Below are 17,844 nucleotides of genomic sequence, written 5' to 3'. Positions count from 1 at the left end.
CGGACCATCATCACGGGGTGATGACACAAACATCCGCCGTGTCATGTTGAAACCAACAAGAATTCAAAAAATAAAAACTTCGGTACAACATTCAAACAAAGCACACTATTGAGTTCTCAAACAACAATCCCGTACTAGGAACTCGCATCAGGTATGTGATGTCCGCTCCCGCGGTTTGCTTGAACAACTTTACCGGCTGTTCATCGGCGAGTCAACTTGACGTTTCCGCTTTGTTCACTCAATTTTCGGCTCTTGAAGACCTAAGTCTCAAGGAGCCACAATCTACCAGTCTAGCTCACTCATCTCACTGAAGCAAGTCGGTGAGCTGGAGAATTTTTCCGGAGATTAGTCGCCACTGCCGGGTCGTGGACCCAGTCGCCGTGGCAACTCGCATTACTTTACATACGCTCACGGACCCCCGCAACTCGAGGGCCCGTGATGTGCATTACGCTCTTCGTGGTGCGGGGACAGACCCCTATCGTTGCCCCTCGGCTTGCCCCCGGAGGCGGGATACCTCATACAAAGCGATGCCCGCAGCCAACGATGCGTTGAGGGACTCCATCGACGAGTCAATCGGGATAGAAACTACTTGATCGCACTTCTCAGCCGTCAACCGGGACAGGCCCTTGCCTTCGGAACCCACGACGACGCAAAGAGGTTCGGTCGCCAGCCCGAGTGCCGGCAGTTGAACATCACCGTCGCCATCGAGGCCTACGACGAACACCCCCTGTTCTTTGAGCTGGTCAATCACACGGTTCAGGTTGGTTGCCTTGGCTACCGGAACTCGTGAGACCGCCCCCGCACTCGTCTTCCATGCTGAAGCCGTCACGCCGGCGGCTCGACGTTCCGGAACAATCACAGCTTGTCCCGAGAAGGCCGAAACGCTCCTGATGATCGCGCCCAAGTTACGCGGATCCGTGATTCCGTCCAGAGCAACGAACAGCGGAGGCTTCTCCATCTTGCCCGCGTGCCACTTCTCCAGAATCGAAGACGTGAGGTCGCCTGCGTCCGGGTATTTGTAGGGAGGGATCTGCAGAGCCACCCCTTGGTGAACGGCCCCTTCTGTCAACCGCTCGATCTCGCTCCGCGTGATCTCCAAAGCGGGAATGTCTCGGCGGGTGACGGTTGCGAGAATTTCCCGGATGCGGTCGTCGGCCTCGATATTGGCCATCACAAAGATGTGCTTGGCCGGAATATCAGTGCGCAGCGCTTCAAGGACGGCGTTGCGCCCCGTCACGAGTTCTTCGCTCGTGCGCCTTCCGCCAAGACGTTGCTGCCTCGCCGGCCCAGCGGAACGCTGGTGCCGGGCCGCAAGCTTCTTCGCCTTGTGAGCTTTGTGATAAGGACGGTCCTCCGCCTTGGGTGTCGGGCCCTTGCCCTCCAAAGATTTGCGCCCGTGGCCACCCGTGCCTTTGAGGGGGCCCTTTTTCTTCTTCCGGATTGCTCCGGGCCGGTTGTTTTCAGCCATGATGTGCCTTTCTGTGCTTGGCTCGGTCTCAGACCGACCAAGTCGTCCCGCTTTCGGAATCCTTGACGGTAATTCCGGCGGCGGCGAGTTCGTCTCTGATGTGATCTGCGCGGGCCCAATCCTTTGCGGCGCGCGCCTCGGCCCTCTGGGCCACAAGTGTTCGGATGAGTGAGTCGAGGGCTGAATGCTCCGCCCCTGAACCGCTCGGTGAAGCGAAGTCCATGAGAGGCGTCAGACCTAGCACATCCGTCATCGCTCGCACGGCGTCGGCTTCACGGGCGACGGCATCTTCCTTATGCTCCGCACGGGCCGCATTTCCGGACCGTACGTGTTCATGCAAAATGGCCAGGGCCTGCGGGATATTGAGGTCATCATCCATCGCGTCCGCGAATCCTTGCGGGACCTCACCATCGGGACGTCCGCCGCCTGCATGTGCGAGGAAAGTCTCCACGCGTTCCACCGCCACTTGGGCTTCATCCAACGAGGTAGGGCGATAATCCAGTATCGACCGATAGTGCGCTTGGCCCAAGTAGTACCTGACGACCAACGGACGCGCTGTTTCCAGCATCTCCTCGGGGGAGACGGTGTTGCCAATGGACTTGGACATTTTGTCGCCCTCGTAGGTCACCAGGCCGTTGTGCAGCCAGAAGTTCGCGAAGCCGAAACCTGCCGCGGTGGACTGCGCCAGTTCATTCTCGTGATGCGGGAAACGCAAGTCCAGCCCGCCCCCGTGAATATCGAAGCGTTCCCCCAAATACTTACCGGCCATCGCAGAGCACTCCAGGTGCCACCCTGGCCGTCCCCTCCCCCAGGGAGATTCCCACGAGGCCGTGAACGGCTCGCCATCCTTATGGCCCTTCCACAAAGCAAAGTCGCGAGGATCGCGCTTGCCCCTGGGATCGGCATCGGGGGCGGCTTGCATGTCATCGATGTTCTGACGGGTCAGTGAGCCGTAGGACTTCCATGACCGGACGTCGAAGTAGACATCTCCGGAATCGTCCAAAGCGGGATAGGCGTGTCCACGATCGATTAGCCGTTGGATGAGACGGAACATCTCCGTAATGTGCCCTGTCGCGCGCGGCTCGTAGGTCGGTTGGTCGATTGCGAGTGCCTGATACGCCGAAGCGAAGACCTTCTCGAATCGATAGGCCAGAGCCCACCACTGTTCTTCGGGATGCGAACCCGAATAACCCTGCTCAAAACTGGCCGCAGAATTGGCGAGGATCTTATCGTCAATATCCGTCACGTTACGGACCGTCGTGACCTTAAATCCCCGATACCGCAGCCAACGGCTGAGCTGATCAAAGACCAAAGCTGATCTGATGTGGCCGATATGAGGCATACCCTGCACCGTGGCGCCACAGTAGTAGAGACGCGCCTCCCCCGGGGAGACCGGCTCAAAATCTCGGACACTGGCCGTATCGGTACTGTAAAAACGCAAGCTCACGGGGCAATTCTAACGAGGATCATCAAGTACCGAGTCCAGGGCGCGATCAAAACGCGCCCTCGGCCGACCCGGAACTGCCGGGCGAGGACAAGATCAACGACAAAAGCGCGTCCCTCCTGGGTGGAGGAACGCGCATTCGTCGTGAACTCTTCGGCGCCTGAAGGCCCGCCTAGTCCTCGAGGATCTTGTCGAGCTGGGTCTCCGCTGCCTCTTCGTCGATGTCCCTCGCCAGGGCCACCTCGGAGGAGAGAATTTGCCGAGCTTTGGACAGCATGCGCTTCTCGCCCGCCGAAAGACCCTTTACTTGTTCGCGGCGCCACAGGTCGCGAACGACCTCGGCAACCTTGAGGACATCGCCGGAGGCGAGCTTCTCGGAGTTGGCCTTGAAACGGCGGGACCAGTTACTGGCTTCCTCGACGTCCTCGGCCTGAAGTACGTTGATGACCTCTTGGAGGCCCTTCTCATCAACGACGTCCCGGACGCCCACCATGTCGACGTTGTCCGCCGGAACCTCAATCGTCAGGTCACCCTGTGCGACCTGCAATTTGAGATACATCTTCTCTTCGCCCTTGACCATGCGAGTCTTGATCTCTTCGATCGTCGCCGCGCCGTGGTGAGGGTATACGACGGTTTCGCCAACCTCAAAAAGCATATGGATAAACCCCTTTCAGCCTACCCAGTTTACCACGGCCCATTTACACCAATGAGCCATGAGTTTCCTATAATGAAGCACTGGAAATTCTGAGGCTTTCGCCACCACCGCCAGTGGGGTGCATCCCTCTAAATCAAGGCACGGCCGCCCTATCGGCCAAGGCCACGGCTTCGGCGCGCCCGCCACGGGCCCCGTTGCCGACGAAGCGTCCACAAAAAGCGCTAAACTGACCAGGGAATGACTCTGCGGCGCTTTAATCGGGGCGTCGATCGATCCTCGCATCACCACACAAGGAGTGAGACGTGAAGTCTTTTGCTCGCCAGAACGTCAAGCGCGCCGGAGCAACGGTTGCCATTGCGGCGGCGGTTCTGTCCGCCACGGGCTGTGGCTACATTCACCAGCAGCCCACCACGATTCATTACGCCGCGTCCGACGGCGTTCATGCGAACGTGGCTGATGCAGAATTCCGGAACCTGATGGTCATAGCCAAGGACAAGGACTCCGCGGGCCGTCTGCTCGGAACCATCATCAACTCCTCGGACCAGGACATGGACGTCCGGATCGACACGGGCAACGCGACCGCTTCCGTCAGTGTTCCCGCCAACGGCAAGGTTCAGTTGGAACAGAAGGAAACCATCCTCGACCCCGTCAGCAAGGCTCCGGGTGAACTCCTCGACGGCACCAAGCTTTCGGTCGGATCCCAGAGCACCACCGCCAACGTTCCGGTTCTGGACGGCACGCTCGATGAGTACAAGGAATACATGCCGAACCTGGCCGAAACGCAGTCCTCGAGCAGCGCCTCGCCCAGCTCCAGCCAGTCTTCACAGGGCAGCTAAGACTCACGCATTCCGGAAGCGGACAGCCCCGCTCCGCATACACGAGGGCTCCCCGTTGCAGTGCAACGGGGAGCCCTCGTGTATGCCGGGGTCTTTCCATCATGCCGATGAAGGACCTGACCAGTTTCAGGGTTCGAATTTGTACCCGAGGCCGCGTACGGTCACGAGGTACCGAGGATGGGAAGGATCGGGTTCAATCTTGGACCGGAGCCTTTTGATGTGAACATCCAGTGTCTTGGTGTCGCCCACGTAGTCGCTGCCCCACACACGGTCGATGAGCTGACCACGGGTCAGAACACGGCCAGCGTTGCGCAACAGCATCTCGAGGAGTTCAAATTCTTTCAGAGGCATTGCGGTTTGTTGGCCGTTGACGCTGACCACATGCCGCTCGATGTCCATGCGCACGGGCCCGCCCTCGACCGTCGAGGTCACCAACTCCTCGGTCTCCGTTTGTCGCCGCAATACGGCGCGCACCCGGGCAACGAGTTCACGAGACGAATATGGCTTCGTCACATAATCGTCGGCACCGAGCTCGAGGCCGAGAACCTTATCGATTTCCGTGTCCTTCGCGGTCAACATGATGATCGGGACGTTGGAGCGTTGGCGCAATTGTTTGCACACTTCCGTCCCGGACTGACCCGGCAACATCAGGTCCAGAAGAACCAGATCGGCTCCTGCTCGATCGAATTCGGCGACGGCGTCGAGACCGTTGTCGATCACGGTCACCTCGAACCCCTCGCGCCCCAGTAAAAAGGCCAGAGGCTCGCTGAGGGCTTCCTCATCCTCGATAACCAAGAGTCGAGTCATGCTTGAGTATCCTCCTCGTCAAAACCGGTATCACCGGATCTATTCTTCCCCGCGCTATCTGCAGGGGTCTGATCCACCGCAATGATGGAAACGGGTTCTTGATCGCGGATCGGTCCGAGATCCGACTCGCTTTCGCGCAGGTCCTTCTCGGTTGCCTCGTCCAGCTCCGGGAGGCTCACCGTAAAGGTCGATCCCTGTCCCGGCGTAGACCACACAGAGATTTCTCCGCCGTGCTGAGCCATCACGTGTTTCACGATCGACAGCCCCAAACCGGTACCACCCGTCTGCCGTGAGCGAGCGGCGTCGACCCGGTAAAAGCGTTCGAATATGCGGTCTTGCTCTTCTTCGGGAATACCCGGACCCTGATCCTTGACGGACACCGAAGCCGTGCCGTTCTTGGATCGGATTCCCACTCCGATGCGGGTATTCTCCGGCGAATAGCGAATTGCATTGTCGATGAGATTCCGCAAGGCGGTCATGAGCAACTCCGGGTCGCCGTGAATCGGCCGGGTAGCCGTACCTCCGACACGAATCGAGATGTTCTTGTTCTCGGCGGTGAGCTTGTTTCGATCCGCTGCTTCATGCACCAGCTGGTTGAGATCGATGATCTTTCCCTTTTGCACGATATCCGTGCCCTGCAACCGCGAGAGTTCGATGATGTCGTGAACCAGCGCGGTCAATCGCGCCGCTTCCTTATGGAGTCTCCGGGTGAAATGCCGTACCGCCTCCGGGTCCTCGGAGGACCCTTCGATCGCTTCAGCCAGCAAACGGACGGCACCGACCGGGGTCTTGAGCTCATGTGACACGTTCGCCACAAAGTCTGTTCGGATCGCCTGTGCACGGGTGATCTCGGTGCGGTCATCCGCGAGCATCAAAATGTATTCGTCTGCCACGGGTGCTATGCGGACATTCAGCACGAGGACTCCGCGCCCCATGGGGCCACGAGAAATCTCTACGGTCTTCTCGATAATCACTCCGTCGCGCCGTACCTGACGGATCAATTCGAGCAATTCGGGTTGAGCCAGACTGTGTCCGCGTACCAGGCCGTAGGCATAAGACCCCTGGGACGCGCGTACGACGCCGTCCACCGCGTCGACGAGTACGTACGCCTGCCCGACGACAGCCAGTACCTGAGCGGCACCATCGCTTATAGTTGGTTCGTCGACCACGGCCCACTCGGCACGCTGGCGATCGCTTCGGCGCAGGGCGAAGTGGCTGACCAAACCAAGCGCCAACCCGATCAGGCCCCACATGAAGGCTAAAGCGACAGAACTCACCTGTACAGCTTAGGCATAAGTATCAACTGAATTGATCCAAATAGTGCCTTGCGCCCCCGGGTTCAACTAAGGTTCACCCAAGACGGGGATCGCGTTTACGCGCGATTGAGACTCTAAGGTAGTAGATCCGTGTTGTCAGGAAAGGACCGTTAATCGTGCGCAAAGTTTTTCAGGCCGAGCTCCAACAAGTGGGCGACGACCTCGTCGAAATCGCGACCCTCGTGGAGGCTGCGTTCGACCGCGCATCTGACTCGTTATTGAACGCAGACATTCAGCAGGCCGAAGAGGTCATCTCGAATGACGCGCGCATTGACTTCCTGCAGAACCAGCTCGACGAGCGTTCCATTGATCTCCTCGCTCTCCAAGGCCCCGTCGCCTCGGACCTTCGCATGATCGTGGGAGCTCTTCGCATGAGTGCCTCGCTCGAACGAGCCGGAGACCTCGCCCGCCACGTCGCACAGGTCACGCGGCTCCGGTATCCCGAAGCCGCCGTCCCGGAAGACCTCCTCCCGACCTTCCAGGAAATCATTGACAACGACAAGACGATCATCAAGAACGTTATCCAATTGCTCGAAACCCGCGAGTTGGGCTACGCCGACGAGATCTACACGGCCAAAGGCCGCATCAATGTGCTGCACGAATCGGTTTTCTCCCACATTGCGGGCGCCGAATGGGGCTCCAATGCACAGACCACGATCGATATGACCTTGGTTTCCCGTTACATGGAGCGCTTCGGCGACCACGGCGTTTCGGTCGCTCGCAAAGTCACATACTTGGTCACCGGCGAGTGGGACTCCGCGCCGACGGCCAGCCAGTCATAAAGGCTTAGTCAAAAAGACAGCTCCCGGCCGCGGAGACGACGTCGTCGGCGCGAGCTTGTGACGGATCCGGTCCGTACCCTTGAGCGCAATGAAGCCGCCCCGCGAGGTACCTCGCGGGGCGGCTTCATTGCTGAGTAAGACCAGGCCTTATTTCTTGCCTTGATTGGCAACGGCCTGGATCGCGTCGGCAGCGGCGTCGGGATCCAGGTACTCACCGGCCTTGATCGGTTTGAAGTTCTCGTCGAGCTCGTAATAGAGCGGGATCCCGGTCGGAATGTTCAGCCCGGAAATCTCGTCGTCGGCGATGTTGTCCAAGTGCTTGACCAACGCGCGGAGCGAATTGCCGTGCGCGGCCACCAGGACGGTTTTGCCTGCGGCCAGGTCAGGTTTGATGCCCTCGTCCCAGTACGGAAGCATGCGCTCGAGAACATCCTTGAGACATTCGGTTCGGGGGGCGTCCTCAACATCCGCGTACCGCGGATCATGAGCTTGGGAGAACTCTGAGTCATCTTCCAAGGGAGGCGGCGGCACGTCGTACGAGCGGCGCCACTGCATGAACTGGTCCTCGCCGTATTTCTCCCGGACCTCGGCCTTGTCCTTGCCTTGGAGGTCTCCGTAGTGGCGCTCGTTGAGACGCCAACTGCGCTTGACGGGGATCCAAAGGCGATCGGCCTCGTCCAGCGCGATGTTCGCGGTGTTCATGGCACGGCGCAAGAGGGAGGTATGAACGATCTCCGGAAGGATTCCCCTTTCCTTGAGCAAGGCGCCGCCTCGCGCGGCTTCTTCCTTGCCCTGGTCGGAGAGGGGCACGTCAACCCATCCGGTGAACAGGTTCTCTTTGTTCCATTCGCTCTGCCCGTGACGGAGCAAAACAAGTTTGTAAGTTTCAGCCATAGCCCCATTGTTCCACTTTCCGAGGAGCATTCGGGAATGCATTCCACAGAAAACACACATGCCCCGGGCGAACCCGGGGCATGTGGACGACCGCGCATGCGGCAGAGAAGATTGAGCGCTATTTCCTCGTGCGAACGGCCGGCCTGACGTCGGCGAGGAACACGCCCACGGCAGAGGCCGCAATCAGCTGGATGAACAGGCTCGAAGAGCCTCCTCGCCACGCCCCGAGCATCGAAATCACGGCGCCCAGAAGGCACGCAGCCGTGACCAGGACCCAGAATTTCTTGGTGCGTTTGAAAGCGGATTGATAAGCGTAGTCGCTGGCCCCCACCGCGGAAATAAAGGCCCACAGGGCGAGCAGGAATAGAATCAGGCCGAGCGCGAGGTCGATAATGCGCTCGAGGTTCAGCACTACGGTCAAGATCGTCATATGACTACCCTATCGTTTCTGAACAAGCTCAAGTGCTTGCTGGAGATCGCTCCACAAGTCCTCGACGTCCTCGATGCCCACCGACAGGCGGAGCAATGACTCACTGACGCTCTGCGCCTCGTTGGAGTGTCGGCGACGACGCTCGATCAACGATTCCACGCCGCCCAACGACGTCGCCGGAGTCCAGAGGTTCAGGGCATCGACCACGCGCTCAGCAGTTTCCGCATCGGCGTCGAGAGTGACTGAGAGGACCGAACCGAAATTGCTCATCTGTGCTTTGGCGCGCTCGTGTCCTCGATCGGTCGGAAGCCCCGGGTAGCGCACTTCGGCGGCCGCGGGATGCTCGCTGAGGCGTTCGGCCAGAATCTGTGCCGATGAGGACGACTGTTTGATGCGCAAGGGCAGAGTCCTCAGTCCTCGCAGACCCAACCACGCTTCGACCGGTCCGGCGATCGCCCCGGACAGCGAGCGCTCGGCCAGAGTGGATTTCCTCAGCTGCGGGTCGCGAGTGACGACGGCGCCCAGGATCACGTCAGAGTGTCCGGCCAGGTATTTGGTTGCGGAATGCACGACGAAGTCCGCTCCCCATTCAAGAGGGCGTTGCACCAACGGCGTTGCGAACGTGTTGTCCACTGCGGTCCGGACTCCCAACCCGCGAGCCACGGCGAGTAGCGTCGGCAGATCAGCGACCTCGAGCATGGGGTTGGTGGGGCTTTCCAACCACAACAACACATACGGAGCTTCGGCGCCCTGAGACGGTTCGGGAAGAGAGCGGGCCTGCTGAGTCAGTACCTCGATGACGTGATCGGTGTCTTCGATCGGAACCTCGACGAGCGTGCAAACCCCGCGTTGCTCCATCTGCCGCACCAACGACATGGAGCCCAGGTACGTATGCTCCGGCATGACGATGACGGATCCGACCGGGACCTGGCCGACGACCGCTGCGACCGCGGCCATTCCGGAACCGAAGAGAAGAGCAGGCAATTCCGAGCCTTCGAGTGAGGAAAGCACCCCTTCGAAGTCCTCCCACGTCGGGTTCGTGAACCGCCCGTACGCTCGGTCCTCGGGCAGGATGGGGCCTGCCCCGTGAAATGTGGAGGACAGGACGATCGGCGAGTTGACGGGTGCGTCATGTTCTGAGGCAGGGCGTCCTGCCGAGACCACCAGAGTTTCCCGTGACCACGGGGATGATGCTTCCGTGCCTTCACGCTCGGCGCGGCGCTCTTCCGCAATAATCTCCTCGGGCTCGTGCCCCTTGCGTCCGTGGATATCCGAAGAATCTAGCTGCATAATCCACAGGCTACCCGGAGCACCGCGGCAATCCCCGCTGGGCGCCCATATGCCTCCAATGATTTCGATAGGCTACGAGAGTGACTTCAGAGCTCCATTACTCCCCGGCAACCAACGCTCCCCCACGTCCCGGCGTTTTCATCGTCTTCGAGGGCGGAGACGGCAGCGGGAAGTCGACCCAAGCCCGGATCCTGGAGACGCGGATTCGTGAGGAAATCAAGTGCGAGGTGCTCCTCACGCGTGAGCCCGGAGGCACAGAAATCGGCGAGAAGATTCGGTCCTTGGTCCTGGAACAGGGTCAGGGGCAGATAGATGCCCGCACCGAAGCCCTTCTGTACGCGGCCTCCAGGTCAGCGCACACGCATCAGGTCATTGCCCCGGCGCTCGAGCGTGGCGCGATCGTCGTCTGTGATCGTTACATCGACTCCTCGGCCGCATACCAGGGGGCCGGTCGCGGACTCGGCGAACGCCCCGTCACCGAACTTTCCCGGTGGGCCACCGAAAACCTTCTTCCCGACCTCACGATATTTCTTTCGCTCGGGGTCTCGGACGCCCGCCGGCGAGTCACGTCGCGTGGAGCGGCCGACCGGCTGGAGGCAGAACCGGACTCATTCCATGCCCGGGTCCGCGATTCCTTTCACGCGTTGGCGCAGAGCACCGATTCCGCTCGCGTCACAGTCAACGGCGGAGGAGAGATCGACGACGTCGCCGACCGGGTGTGGAACGCCGTCGCACCAGTACTGACGGCGGGTGAGCCGCGATGAGCGTGTGGGACCAGTTGGTCGGACAGGGCCAGGCAGTTCAGCAATTGCGCCGGGCAGCATCTTCTGAGCAACCGCCGCATGCCTGGTTGTTCACGGGGCCTCCCGGCTCCGGCCGATCCATTGCGGCGAGGTCCCTCGCGGCCGCTTTGCTCTGCGAGAAGCCGGATCCTGCCGAGCGCGGCTGCGGCGAATGCAAATCCTGCCGCACCGCCATGACTGGTGCACATGCGGACGTCACCAACTTCGCAACCGAAAACGTCAGCATCAAGATCGAAGAAGCACGCGACCTCGTGGTCAAGGCCCAGGACCGTCCTTCGGTGGGTCGCTGGCGGATCATGATCGTCGAAGACGCGGACCGCATGCCCGAACGCACCTCGAACGTGCTCCTCAAGGCCGTTGAGGAACCGCCGCCCCACACCATCTGGTTGCTCTGCGCACCGAGCCCTATCGACGTCTTGGTCACGATCCGTTCGAGGTGCCGCGCAATCACGCTCAAGGTTCCCGCGACCGAGGAGGTCGCAGGGCTCTTGTCTCTCCGGGATAACGTGGATCCGGAGACCGCGCAGCAAGCGGCACGCCTGGCTCAAGGACATATTGGAATCGCCCGGCGGCTGGCGTTGTACCCGGAAGCCAAAGCCCGTCGTGAGGACGTGGTTCGACTCCCCCTGGGGTTGGCGGGCATCAGCTCGGCGGTTGCCGCTGCGGATCGTCTGATTTCAACGGCCGAGGCAGAGGCATCCGCCGATGCCGACGAGCGCAATGACCAAGAAAAAGCAGACCTCTTGATCACCCTCGGTGCCCCCGAATCGGGCCGGATCCCGCCGACCATCAAAGCCGCCGTACGCCGTCTGGAAGAAGATCAGAAGCGCCGAGCCAAGCGCATACAGGTAGACACCTTGGATCGTTTTCTCATTGATCTGTCGACCTTTTACCGAGATGTGCTGACGCTTCAGCTCAAAACGGGATCGCAACTGATCAATCACCATTTAGAACGCGAGCTGACCGATTATGCGGTCAATTCGAGCGCGGAACGAACCCTCGAACAGATCGACACGATCAATCTCACACGGCGCCGGATTTCCACGAACGTCAGCCCGCGATTGGCCTTCGAAGCGATGGCGGCCAGCTTGATACTGCGCCACTGAACCTGCTGGCCCAAAGATCTTCGTTTTCATCTCCCGCCAAACGGCCCCATGCCTCAGAGAGGCGTGGGGCCGAAGCTGGAGGAGTTCTCCATAGTTCAGTTTCGGAAGCCGTGGACGGGCGACGGAATATAGCCCGCCCTCTTGACGAATACCTCTGATGAGCCCTGATGCGCAGGCATAACGGGTGCCCGCCCCAGCAGACCGCCAAATTCGACGATGTCGCCTACACCCAATCCGACAGCGGGGATCACCCGGACCGCCGTGGTTTTGTGGTTCATAACTCCAATGGCCGCCTCGTCCGCGATCATCGCCGACAGCGTCGCAGCGGTCGTATCACCGGGGACGGCCACCATGTCCAGCCCGACGGAGCAGATCGCGGTCATAGCCTCGAGCTTGTCGAGTGTGATGTCACCGGAAGCCGCCGCCTCGATCATCCCGATATCTTCTGAAATCGGGATGAACGACCCGGACAGGCCACCGACACGCGAGCAAGCCATCAGCCCGCCCTTCTTCATGGCATCGTTGAGCAACGCCAGGGCTGCGGTGGTTCCGTGAGTTCCCACGACTTCAAGTCCCATTTCTTCCAGGACACGCGCCACTGAGTCCCCGACCTCGGCCGTGGGGGCCAAGGACAAATCAACGATGCCGAAGGAGACACCAAGACGTTCCGCGGCCAAGTTGCCCACCAGCTGGCCGACACGCGTGATCTTGAAAGCGGCCTTCTTGATGGTCTCCGCACACGCATTCAATGACGCGCCGGGAACCTTCTCGAGCGCGCGTTTGACGACGCCAGGACCGGAGACACCCACGCTGACGACGCAGTCGGCCTCTTGTACGCCGTGGAATGCCCCGGCCATGAATGGGTTGTCCGATACGGCATTCGCGAAGACAACCAGTTTGGCGCAGCCGAAACCATGGGCATCCGCGGTGAGGTCCGCGGTCTGGCGGACAACCCGTCCCATGTCCTGGACGGCATCCATGTTGATGCCGGCCCGCGACGATCCGATATTGACGGATGAACACACGACATCCGTCTCCGCGAGCGCCTGCGGTATCGAGGCCATGAGCCTCCGGTCGGCTTCAGTCTGGCCTTTGTCGACCAGAGCCGAGAATCCTCCGATGAAATCGACCCCTACCGCCCGGGCCGCCCGGTCGAGGGTGCGCGCGTAGTCGAAGTACTCGGTGTCACCCGAGGCCCCAGCTACGATCGCGATGGGGGTCACCGCGATGCGCTTGTTGATGATCGGGATGCCCAACTCGGCCTCGATCCCCTGAGCGACGCGTACGAGGTCCTTGGCCCGGCCGGTGATCTTGTCGTAGATCTTTTGGCGGGCTCTCGCCCCGTCCGAATCGATGCAGTCGAGCAGAGAGATGCCCATGGTGACCGTCCGGATGTCGAGTTTGTCCTCCTCGATCATCTGGATGGTTTCAAGAATATTTGCGTTGGTATCGATCATGCTCGGGCGCCCTAAAGTGTGTGCATCGCGTCGAATATGGCCTCGGACTGGATCCTGACCTCGACCCGAGCCGCCTGCCCTATAGGCTTCATGGCTGCTTGGATGTCCTCGATGGTCTGTTGAGTCTCGTCGAACTCACCCTGCATGATCATGGTGAAATAACCCTCCATGAGGGTCTGGGAGACGTTGAGGATGTTCACGTGACGATCGGCCAATCCCGTGGAGACGGCGGCAATGATGCCTTCGTGATCCAGGCCCGTCACGGTGAGAATTATTTTCATGGTGCTCTTTCTGAGTGATCGCGGATTGCCGGAGGTCTGCGCGGCCCCGGACAGCTCGGTCGGCTCGAGCGGGCCAGTTCATTAAATCACTCAGAGAGAGCCTGTTCAGGGTTTTTCTCTGGCGCTCGTGGCACCGCCAGCGGGCCGCTGCCGTCCGAGCCGCACTCCTTTTTCACGCTTGAGCTGCCGCTTTTGCTCCGAGGAGGGGCCCACGGCTCCGGCCGGAGCATCGTCCGGGTCCGGGCCATACGTCTTACGCAGCGAATAACGTCCGTCTTCGTGAACGGAGTCCCCGATTCGGCGCAAGTCGTTGGGCTTGCCCCTGGAATCGAAGGCCACTCCGATCCACCGCGAGCGGGGGTCCGAGTCGATGAACATCGCTTTGAAGAACAAAGTCAGGGGCACAGCGAGGATCGCGCCGAGAGGGCCCACGATTGCCGCCCAGAAGATCAAGGAAACGAACGTTACGGTGGTGTTGAGCCCGACGGCGTCCCCCGTAACTTTGGGCTGGATCACGGACTGGGCCACGAAATTGATGACCGAGTACAGCACGACAACCCAGATCGCCGTGGCCGGTCCGCCGGCGAGAAGCCCTAGGAGGGCCGGAGGAATCAAGCCGATGACGAACCCGATGTTCGGGATGTAGTTGGTGACGAACGAGAAAACGCCCCAGGTAAAGGCCAACGGAACGCCCAGAAGCATCAGGGCAACGGTGTCCAAGACCGCGACAATCGCGCCGAATACCGTATTGACTACCCAGTATTTCGAGGTTCGGTGGCTGAAGTCCGCGTATGCCTCCCCCAGGCCCGGCTTGGCTTTACTGATTTCCGAGCGACGGCCGGGGATGATCGTGGCGTCGATGAAGAGAAAGGCCATGACCATCACGAGCACGAAGAGCTGGGACCCGGCCGAAGAAAGCCCGCTCAGAATCGTGGTGGCCGCGCTGATGATGCGGCTGGGCTGCAGGTACTCCAGCAGCGAGTCTCCGACGTCGGTCTCGCTGAGACCATAGTCGCTCAGCCAGTGCCTCGCTTCCTGATAGAGAGCAGCAAATTTACCGCTGTAACTGGGCAAAGTCTCCGCCAGTTGGACAACAGAGACGACCATCGATCCGATGATGGCCAGAAGTATGGCATAGAGGAAAAGGGCAACCAAGAGCGTCGCCAGCCAGCGAGGAACCTTGCGGTCGGCGAGCCACAGACGCATAGGCCGTACGGCAACAACCAATGAGTATGCAAGGAACATCGGCCCGAAAATGTCCGAGATAAATTTGAGCCCACCCATGAATACGACGAGGGCTGCGAGCGCAACCAGCCCTACGACGCCCAGAGGTAAGCCTGCGCCGCGTCGCGACTGCTGATCCTGATGACTCATCGCAGTGGGAGTCTCCGTTTCTCTTCTACCCGTTCGGTGGTTGACCCGGTGCACGGGCTTGAACTGGCTGTCCACCGGTTTTGATCAGTGATTAGACGCAGGTCGCAACGTATGCACGGCCGTTGCCCGTCAATTCAAGCGTGTCTTCAGAGCCAACATGCAACACGGATTCCGTCCCGCGCAGCCTGAAGTTTTCTCCGGCTCCCGAAATGCCGATCTCGCCGTCTATGCACAAGATCGCGGCAAGACCATCGCATGGGTACTCTACGGGCACGTCCTGTGCAACGTCGATCTGGGCAACGCTCAACCGAGGGTCCCACAATTCATAGCGAGCGACCCCAGGCATTTGCTTCTTCGGCAGTCGGAGTTCCGGAGCGGGCTGGTCCTCAATGAGGACCGACAGCATTTCCTTGACGTCGATGTGCTTGGCTGTAAGTCCGGCGCGCATCACGTTGTCCGACGGGTTCATGATCTCGATCGCGGTGCCCTGGAGATAAGCGTGTACTTGTCCGTGCGGGGTATACGCGGATTCTCCAGGCTTGAGGAAAAGCTGGTTCATGGCCACAGCTACGAGCAGTCCACGGTCCCCCGGATAGGCGTCATGCACCAGGAGGATGAGGTCGGCCAGGGCATCGAGCTCGAATCCGGGTTGCTCGCGGCGCTCGGCGGCGCCCTCCTCTTCAAACGGGTGCGCGAGGCTCCAATCCATCGCTGCATTCACGGTGGCCTCCAAAGCGACCGAAGAGCTCGTCTCATCCTTGGCGAAAATGGCCGTGATGATGTCGGCGGCGTTGTAATCGGCCATTTCCGCAAGCCACGTTAGGTTCAGTTTTTTTGCGATGTCCTTGAGCTCAAGCGCGGGACGGATACCCGTGAGGATTCGAAGTGGCGAATACGCGATGACCGTCTCCGGTTTGGATTGGCGATCCTTGTAATTGCGCTCTTGCGCATTCAGCGCGACGCCGGCCTGCTCTTCTCGTTCATACCCTTCGGCAGCCTGCGCTTCGGAAGGGTGCACCTGCAACGACAGCGGCGACTCGATGGCGAGGATCTTGAAGAGAAACGGGAATTCGTCCGTACCGCTCGGAAGCAGCCCCTCGGGATCCTCGCTGCAAAGTTCAGCGAGAGAGCGCTCCCCTTGGGGGGTCTGGATCCTGGACGGCGCTTTCGGGTGAGCACCGATCCACAGCTCCGCTTCGGGCTCGGCGGCAGGACATTCTGCGCCACGGAGCTTCGGAAGCGTGTCCCGAGTCCCCCAGGCGTAATTCTGGATTGGATTTACCATCTTCAATAGCTGCCCCATAGTCATCAATCCAACCACACGTCTTCTCGAGCGCGCAGTAGCCGTGGGCGGGTATGAGGGCGGTCACGATCGTGCACGGCAGGTTTTCAAAGCGCGGCACCGTAGAATCTCAGCGTGAGCATTAACCTAGAAGAGTCATTCAAGGCCTACGACGTCCGCGGAATCGTGGGTGAGAGCATAACCCGCGAGACCGTTCGAGCAACGGGAGCGGCTTTCGTCGATGTTCTTGGCCTAACCGGAAAAACCGTCCTGGTCGGCGGAGACATGCGTCCTTCCTCCCCCGAATTCATAGACGAGTTCGCAGCGGGAGTGACGATGCGGGGAGCCGATGTTCTGAAGATCGGTCTGATCTCCACGGATGAGCTTTATTTTGCGTGTGGCGTTTTCGACGCCCCGGGCGTTACCTTCACGGCTTCACACAATCCCGCCGAGTACAACGGCATGAAAATGGCCAAGGCCGGGGCGGTCCCGATCTCCTCCGAAACCGGATTGTTTGAGATCCGTGATGCGGCCCAGAAGTACTTGAGCGAGGGCGTGATCTCGGTCGAGAAGACTGGGTCCGTGAAGGAGCGCGACATCCTCGCGGACTACGCAAAGTACCTCCGTGATTTGGTGGATCTCGCCGGAATTCGCAGATTGAAGGTCGTGGTCGATGCGGGCAACGGGATGGCCGGAAAAACCACGCCTGCCGTCCTCGGCGACTCGGTGCTGGACGCGTTGCCGCTGGACATCAGCCCGTTGTACTTCGAGCTCGACGGTACCTTCCCCAACCACCCAGCCAATCCACTCGAGCCGGCCAATCTGCGCGATCTGCAGGCCGCCGTGGTCGAGCAGGGCGCAGACATCGGGCTGGCTTTCGACGGAGATGCAGACCGTTGTTTCGTCATCGACGAGAAGGGGCAACCGGTGACCCCCTCCGCGATTGCCGCGCTGGTTGCCGAGCGCGAGATTGACCGTGCGAACGCCGACGGGAATTCCGAACCGGTCATCATCTACAACCTGATCACCTCGAAAGCCGTGCCGGAGCTCGTCGAGGCGAAAGGTGGCCGTCCCGTCAAAACGCGCGTGGGCCATTCCTTCATCAAAGGCGTTATGGCCAGCCAAAAGGGGGTCTTCGGTGGTGAGCACTCGGCTCACTATTACTTCAAAGACTTCTTCAACGCCGACACCGGCATGCTCGCAGCAATGCACGTGCTGGCTGCGCTGGGGACGCAGGACCAGCCACTATCCGAGCTGGCTGAGAAGTACGCACCTTATGTGGCTTCCGGGGAGATCAACTCAAAAATCGAAGACAAGACGGCCGCAGTCCAGCGGGTTCGTGAGGCTCTGTCGGATCAGCCGGTAGACGTCGATGAGATGGACGGCACGACTTTCACCCATCGGTCCGAAGGATGGTGGTTCAACCTCCGCCCTTCGAACACCGAGCCGTTCCTGCGCCTGAACGTCGAGGCACCGGATCAGGCCACGATGGAGCGTGTCCGGGATTTCGCTCTGAACCTGGTTCGGCAGTAGCCGACCAACCCGTCCAGTCCACTCGATCGAGGCCCCGACGCGGACTATCGCCGGTAGACAGCGAACGACGCCGCCCGACCGCTTCC

17 protein-coding genes are annotated in these 17,844 nt (G+C 60.3%); 5 read left to right on the top strand and 12 right to left on the bottom strand.

What is annotated here, in order from left to right; all coding sequences use genetic code 11:
- Positions 1-475: 475 nt before the first annotated feature.
- From rlmB to EWR20_RS10040, 3 genes are all read right to left on the bottom strand, one after another.
- The gene (gene rlmB, locus EWR20_RS10050; RefSeq protein WP_129360516.1) at positions 476-1,468 is read right to left on the bottom strand and encodes a 23S rRNA (guanosine(2251)-2'-O)-methyltransferase RlmB; all 993 of its coding nucleotides are present in this window, start codon (positions 1,466-1,468) and stop codon (positions 476-478) included.
- 28 nt (positions 1,469-1,496) lie between these two features.
- Positions 1,497-2,915: a cysteine--tRNA ligase gene (gene cysS, locus EWR20_RS10045; protein ID WP_129360515.1), complete on the bottom strand. Its 1,419-nt coding sequence runs from the start codon at positions 2,913-2,915 to the stop codon at positions 1,497-1,499.
- Positions 2,916-3,084: 169 nt separating this feature from the next.
- Entirely contained in the window at positions 3,085-3,567 is a 483-nt protein-coding gene (locus EWR20_RS10040) for a CarD family transcriptional regulator (RefSeq protein WP_129360514.1), read from the bottom strand.
- A gap of 302 nt (positions 3,568-3,869) precedes the next feature.
- On the opposite strand from EWR20_RS10040, the gene EWR20_RS10035 reads away from it, so the two are divergent.
- Positions 3,870-4,403 (top strand): hypothetical protein, encoded by a 534-nt coding sequence (locus EWR20_RS10035; RefSeq protein WP_129360513.1) that lies wholly within the window; start codon positions 3,870-3,872, stop codon positions 4,401-4,403.
- A gap of 126 nt (positions 4,404-4,529) precedes the next feature.
- Here EWR20_RS10035 and EWR20_RS10030 read toward each other — a convergent pair whose 3' ends face one another.
- Together EWR20_RS10030 and EWR20_RS10025 are read right to left on the bottom strand one after the other, a co-directional pair.
- The gene (locus EWR20_RS10030) at positions 4,530-5,210 is read right to left on the bottom strand and encodes a response regulator transcription factor (protein ID WP_129360512.1); all 681 of its coding nucleotides are present in this window, start codon (positions 5,208-5,210) and stop codon (positions 4,530-4,532) included.
- A complete protein-coding gene (locus tag EWR20_RS10025; protein ID WP_129360511.1) occupies positions 5,207-6,487 on the bottom strand; it encodes a sensor histidine kinase in 1,281 nt (426 codons plus the stop codon). The genes EWR20_RS10030 and EWR20_RS10025 overlap by 4 nt, the downstream gene beginning before the upstream one ends.
- 155 nt (positions 6,488-6,642) lie before the next feature.
- On the opposite strand from EWR20_RS10025, the gene phoU reads away from it, so the two are divergent.
- Positions 6,643-7,308, top strand: a complete 666-nt coding sequence (gene phoU, locus EWR20_RS10020) for a phosphate signaling complex protein PhoU (RefSeq protein ID WP_129360510.1) — start codon at positions 6,643-6,645, stop codon at positions 7,306-7,308.
- Positions 7,309-7,455: 147 nt separating this feature from the next.
- Here the strand turns inward: phoU and EWR20_RS10015 are convergent, their stop codons facing one another.
- The 3 genes from EWR20_RS10015 to EWR20_RS10005 all read right to left on the bottom strand — a co-directional run bounded on the left by EWR20_RS10015 (position 7,456) and on the right by EWR20_RS10005 (position 9,922).
- Entirely contained in the window at positions 7,456-8,202 is a 747-nt protein-coding gene (locus tag EWR20_RS10015; protein ID WP_129360509.1) for a phosphoglyceromutase, read from the bottom strand.
- A 118-nt stretch (positions 8,203-8,320) separates the two neighbouring features.
- The gene (locus tag EWR20_RS10010; RefSeq protein ID WP_129360508.1) at positions 8,321-8,632 is read right to left on the bottom strand and encodes a DUF2516 family protein; all 312 of its coding nucleotides are present in this window, start codon (positions 8,630-8,632) and stop codon (positions 8,321-8,323) included.
- Between the two features lie 9 nt (positions 8,633-8,641).
- The gene (locus EWR20_RS10005) at positions 8,642-9,922 is read right to left on the bottom strand and encodes a trans-sulfuration enzyme family protein (RefSeq protein WP_129360507.1); all 1,281 of its coding nucleotides are present in this window, start codon (positions 9,920-9,922) and stop codon (positions 8,642-8,644) included.
- An 80-nt stretch (positions 9,923-10,002) separates the two neighbouring features.
- On the opposite strand from EWR20_RS10005, the gene tmk reads away from it, so the two are divergent.
- Positions 10,003-10,686, top strand: coding sequence for a dTMP kinase (gene tmk / locus EWR20_RS10000; protein WP_129360506.1), 684 nt, complete (start codon positions 10,003-10,005; stop codon positions 10,684-10,686).
- On the top strand, positions 10,683-11,831 hold the full coding sequence (locus EWR20_RS09995) for a DNA polymerase III subunit delta' (protein WP_129360505.1): 1,149 nt from the start codon (positions 10,683-10,685) through the stop codon (positions 11,829-11,831). Before tmk ends, EWR20_RS09995 begins: the two co-directional genes overlap by 4 nt.
- A 95-nt stretch (positions 11,832-11,926) precedes the next feature.
- Here EWR20_RS09995 and EWR20_RS09990 read toward each other — a convergent pair whose 3' ends face one another.
- The 4 genes from EWR20_RS09990 to manA form a co-directional block, all read right to left on the bottom strand.
- A complete protein-coding gene (locus EWR20_RS09990; RefSeq protein WP_129360504.1) occupies positions 11,927-13,288 on the bottom strand; it encodes a PFL family protein in 1,362 nt (453 codons plus the stop codon).
- A gap of 11 nt (positions 13,289-13,299) precedes the next feature.
- A complete protein-coding gene (locus tag EWR20_RS09985; RefSeq protein ID WP_129360503.1) occupies positions 13,300-13,569 on the bottom strand; it encodes an ACT domain-containing protein in 270 nt (89 codons plus the stop codon).
- A gap of 105 nt (positions 13,570-13,674) precedes the next feature.
- A complete protein-coding gene (locus EWR20_RS09980) occupies positions 13,675-14,943 on the bottom strand; it encodes an AI-2E family transporter (RefSeq protein WP_129360502.1) in 1,269 nt (422 codons plus the stop codon).
- Between the two features lie 91 nt (positions 14,944-15,034).
- Positions 15,035-16,228: a mannose-6-phosphate isomerase, class I gene (manA, locus tag EWR20_RS09975; RefSeq protein ID WP_165001012.1), complete on the bottom strand. Its 1,194-nt coding sequence runs from the start codon at positions 16,226-16,228 to the stop codon at positions 15,035-15,037.
- Positions 16,229-16,360: 132 nt separating this feature from the next.
- On the opposite strand from manA, the gene EWR20_RS09970 reads away from it, so the two are divergent.
- Positions 16,361-17,758, top strand: coding sequence for a phosphomannomutase/phosphoglucomutase (locus tag EWR20_RS09970; protein ID WP_129360500.1), 1,398 nt, complete (start codon positions 16,361-16,363; stop codon positions 17,756-17,758).
- The last annotated feature ends 86 nt before the right edge of the window (positions 17,759-17,844 follow it).

The sequence above is a fragment of the Rothia uropygioeca genome, assembly GCF_004136585.1.
Lineage (GTDB): Bacteria > Actinomycetota > Actinomycetes > Actinomycetales > Micrococcaceae > Rothia.
This window is presented reverse-complemented; position numbering and strand designations above follow the sequence as displayed.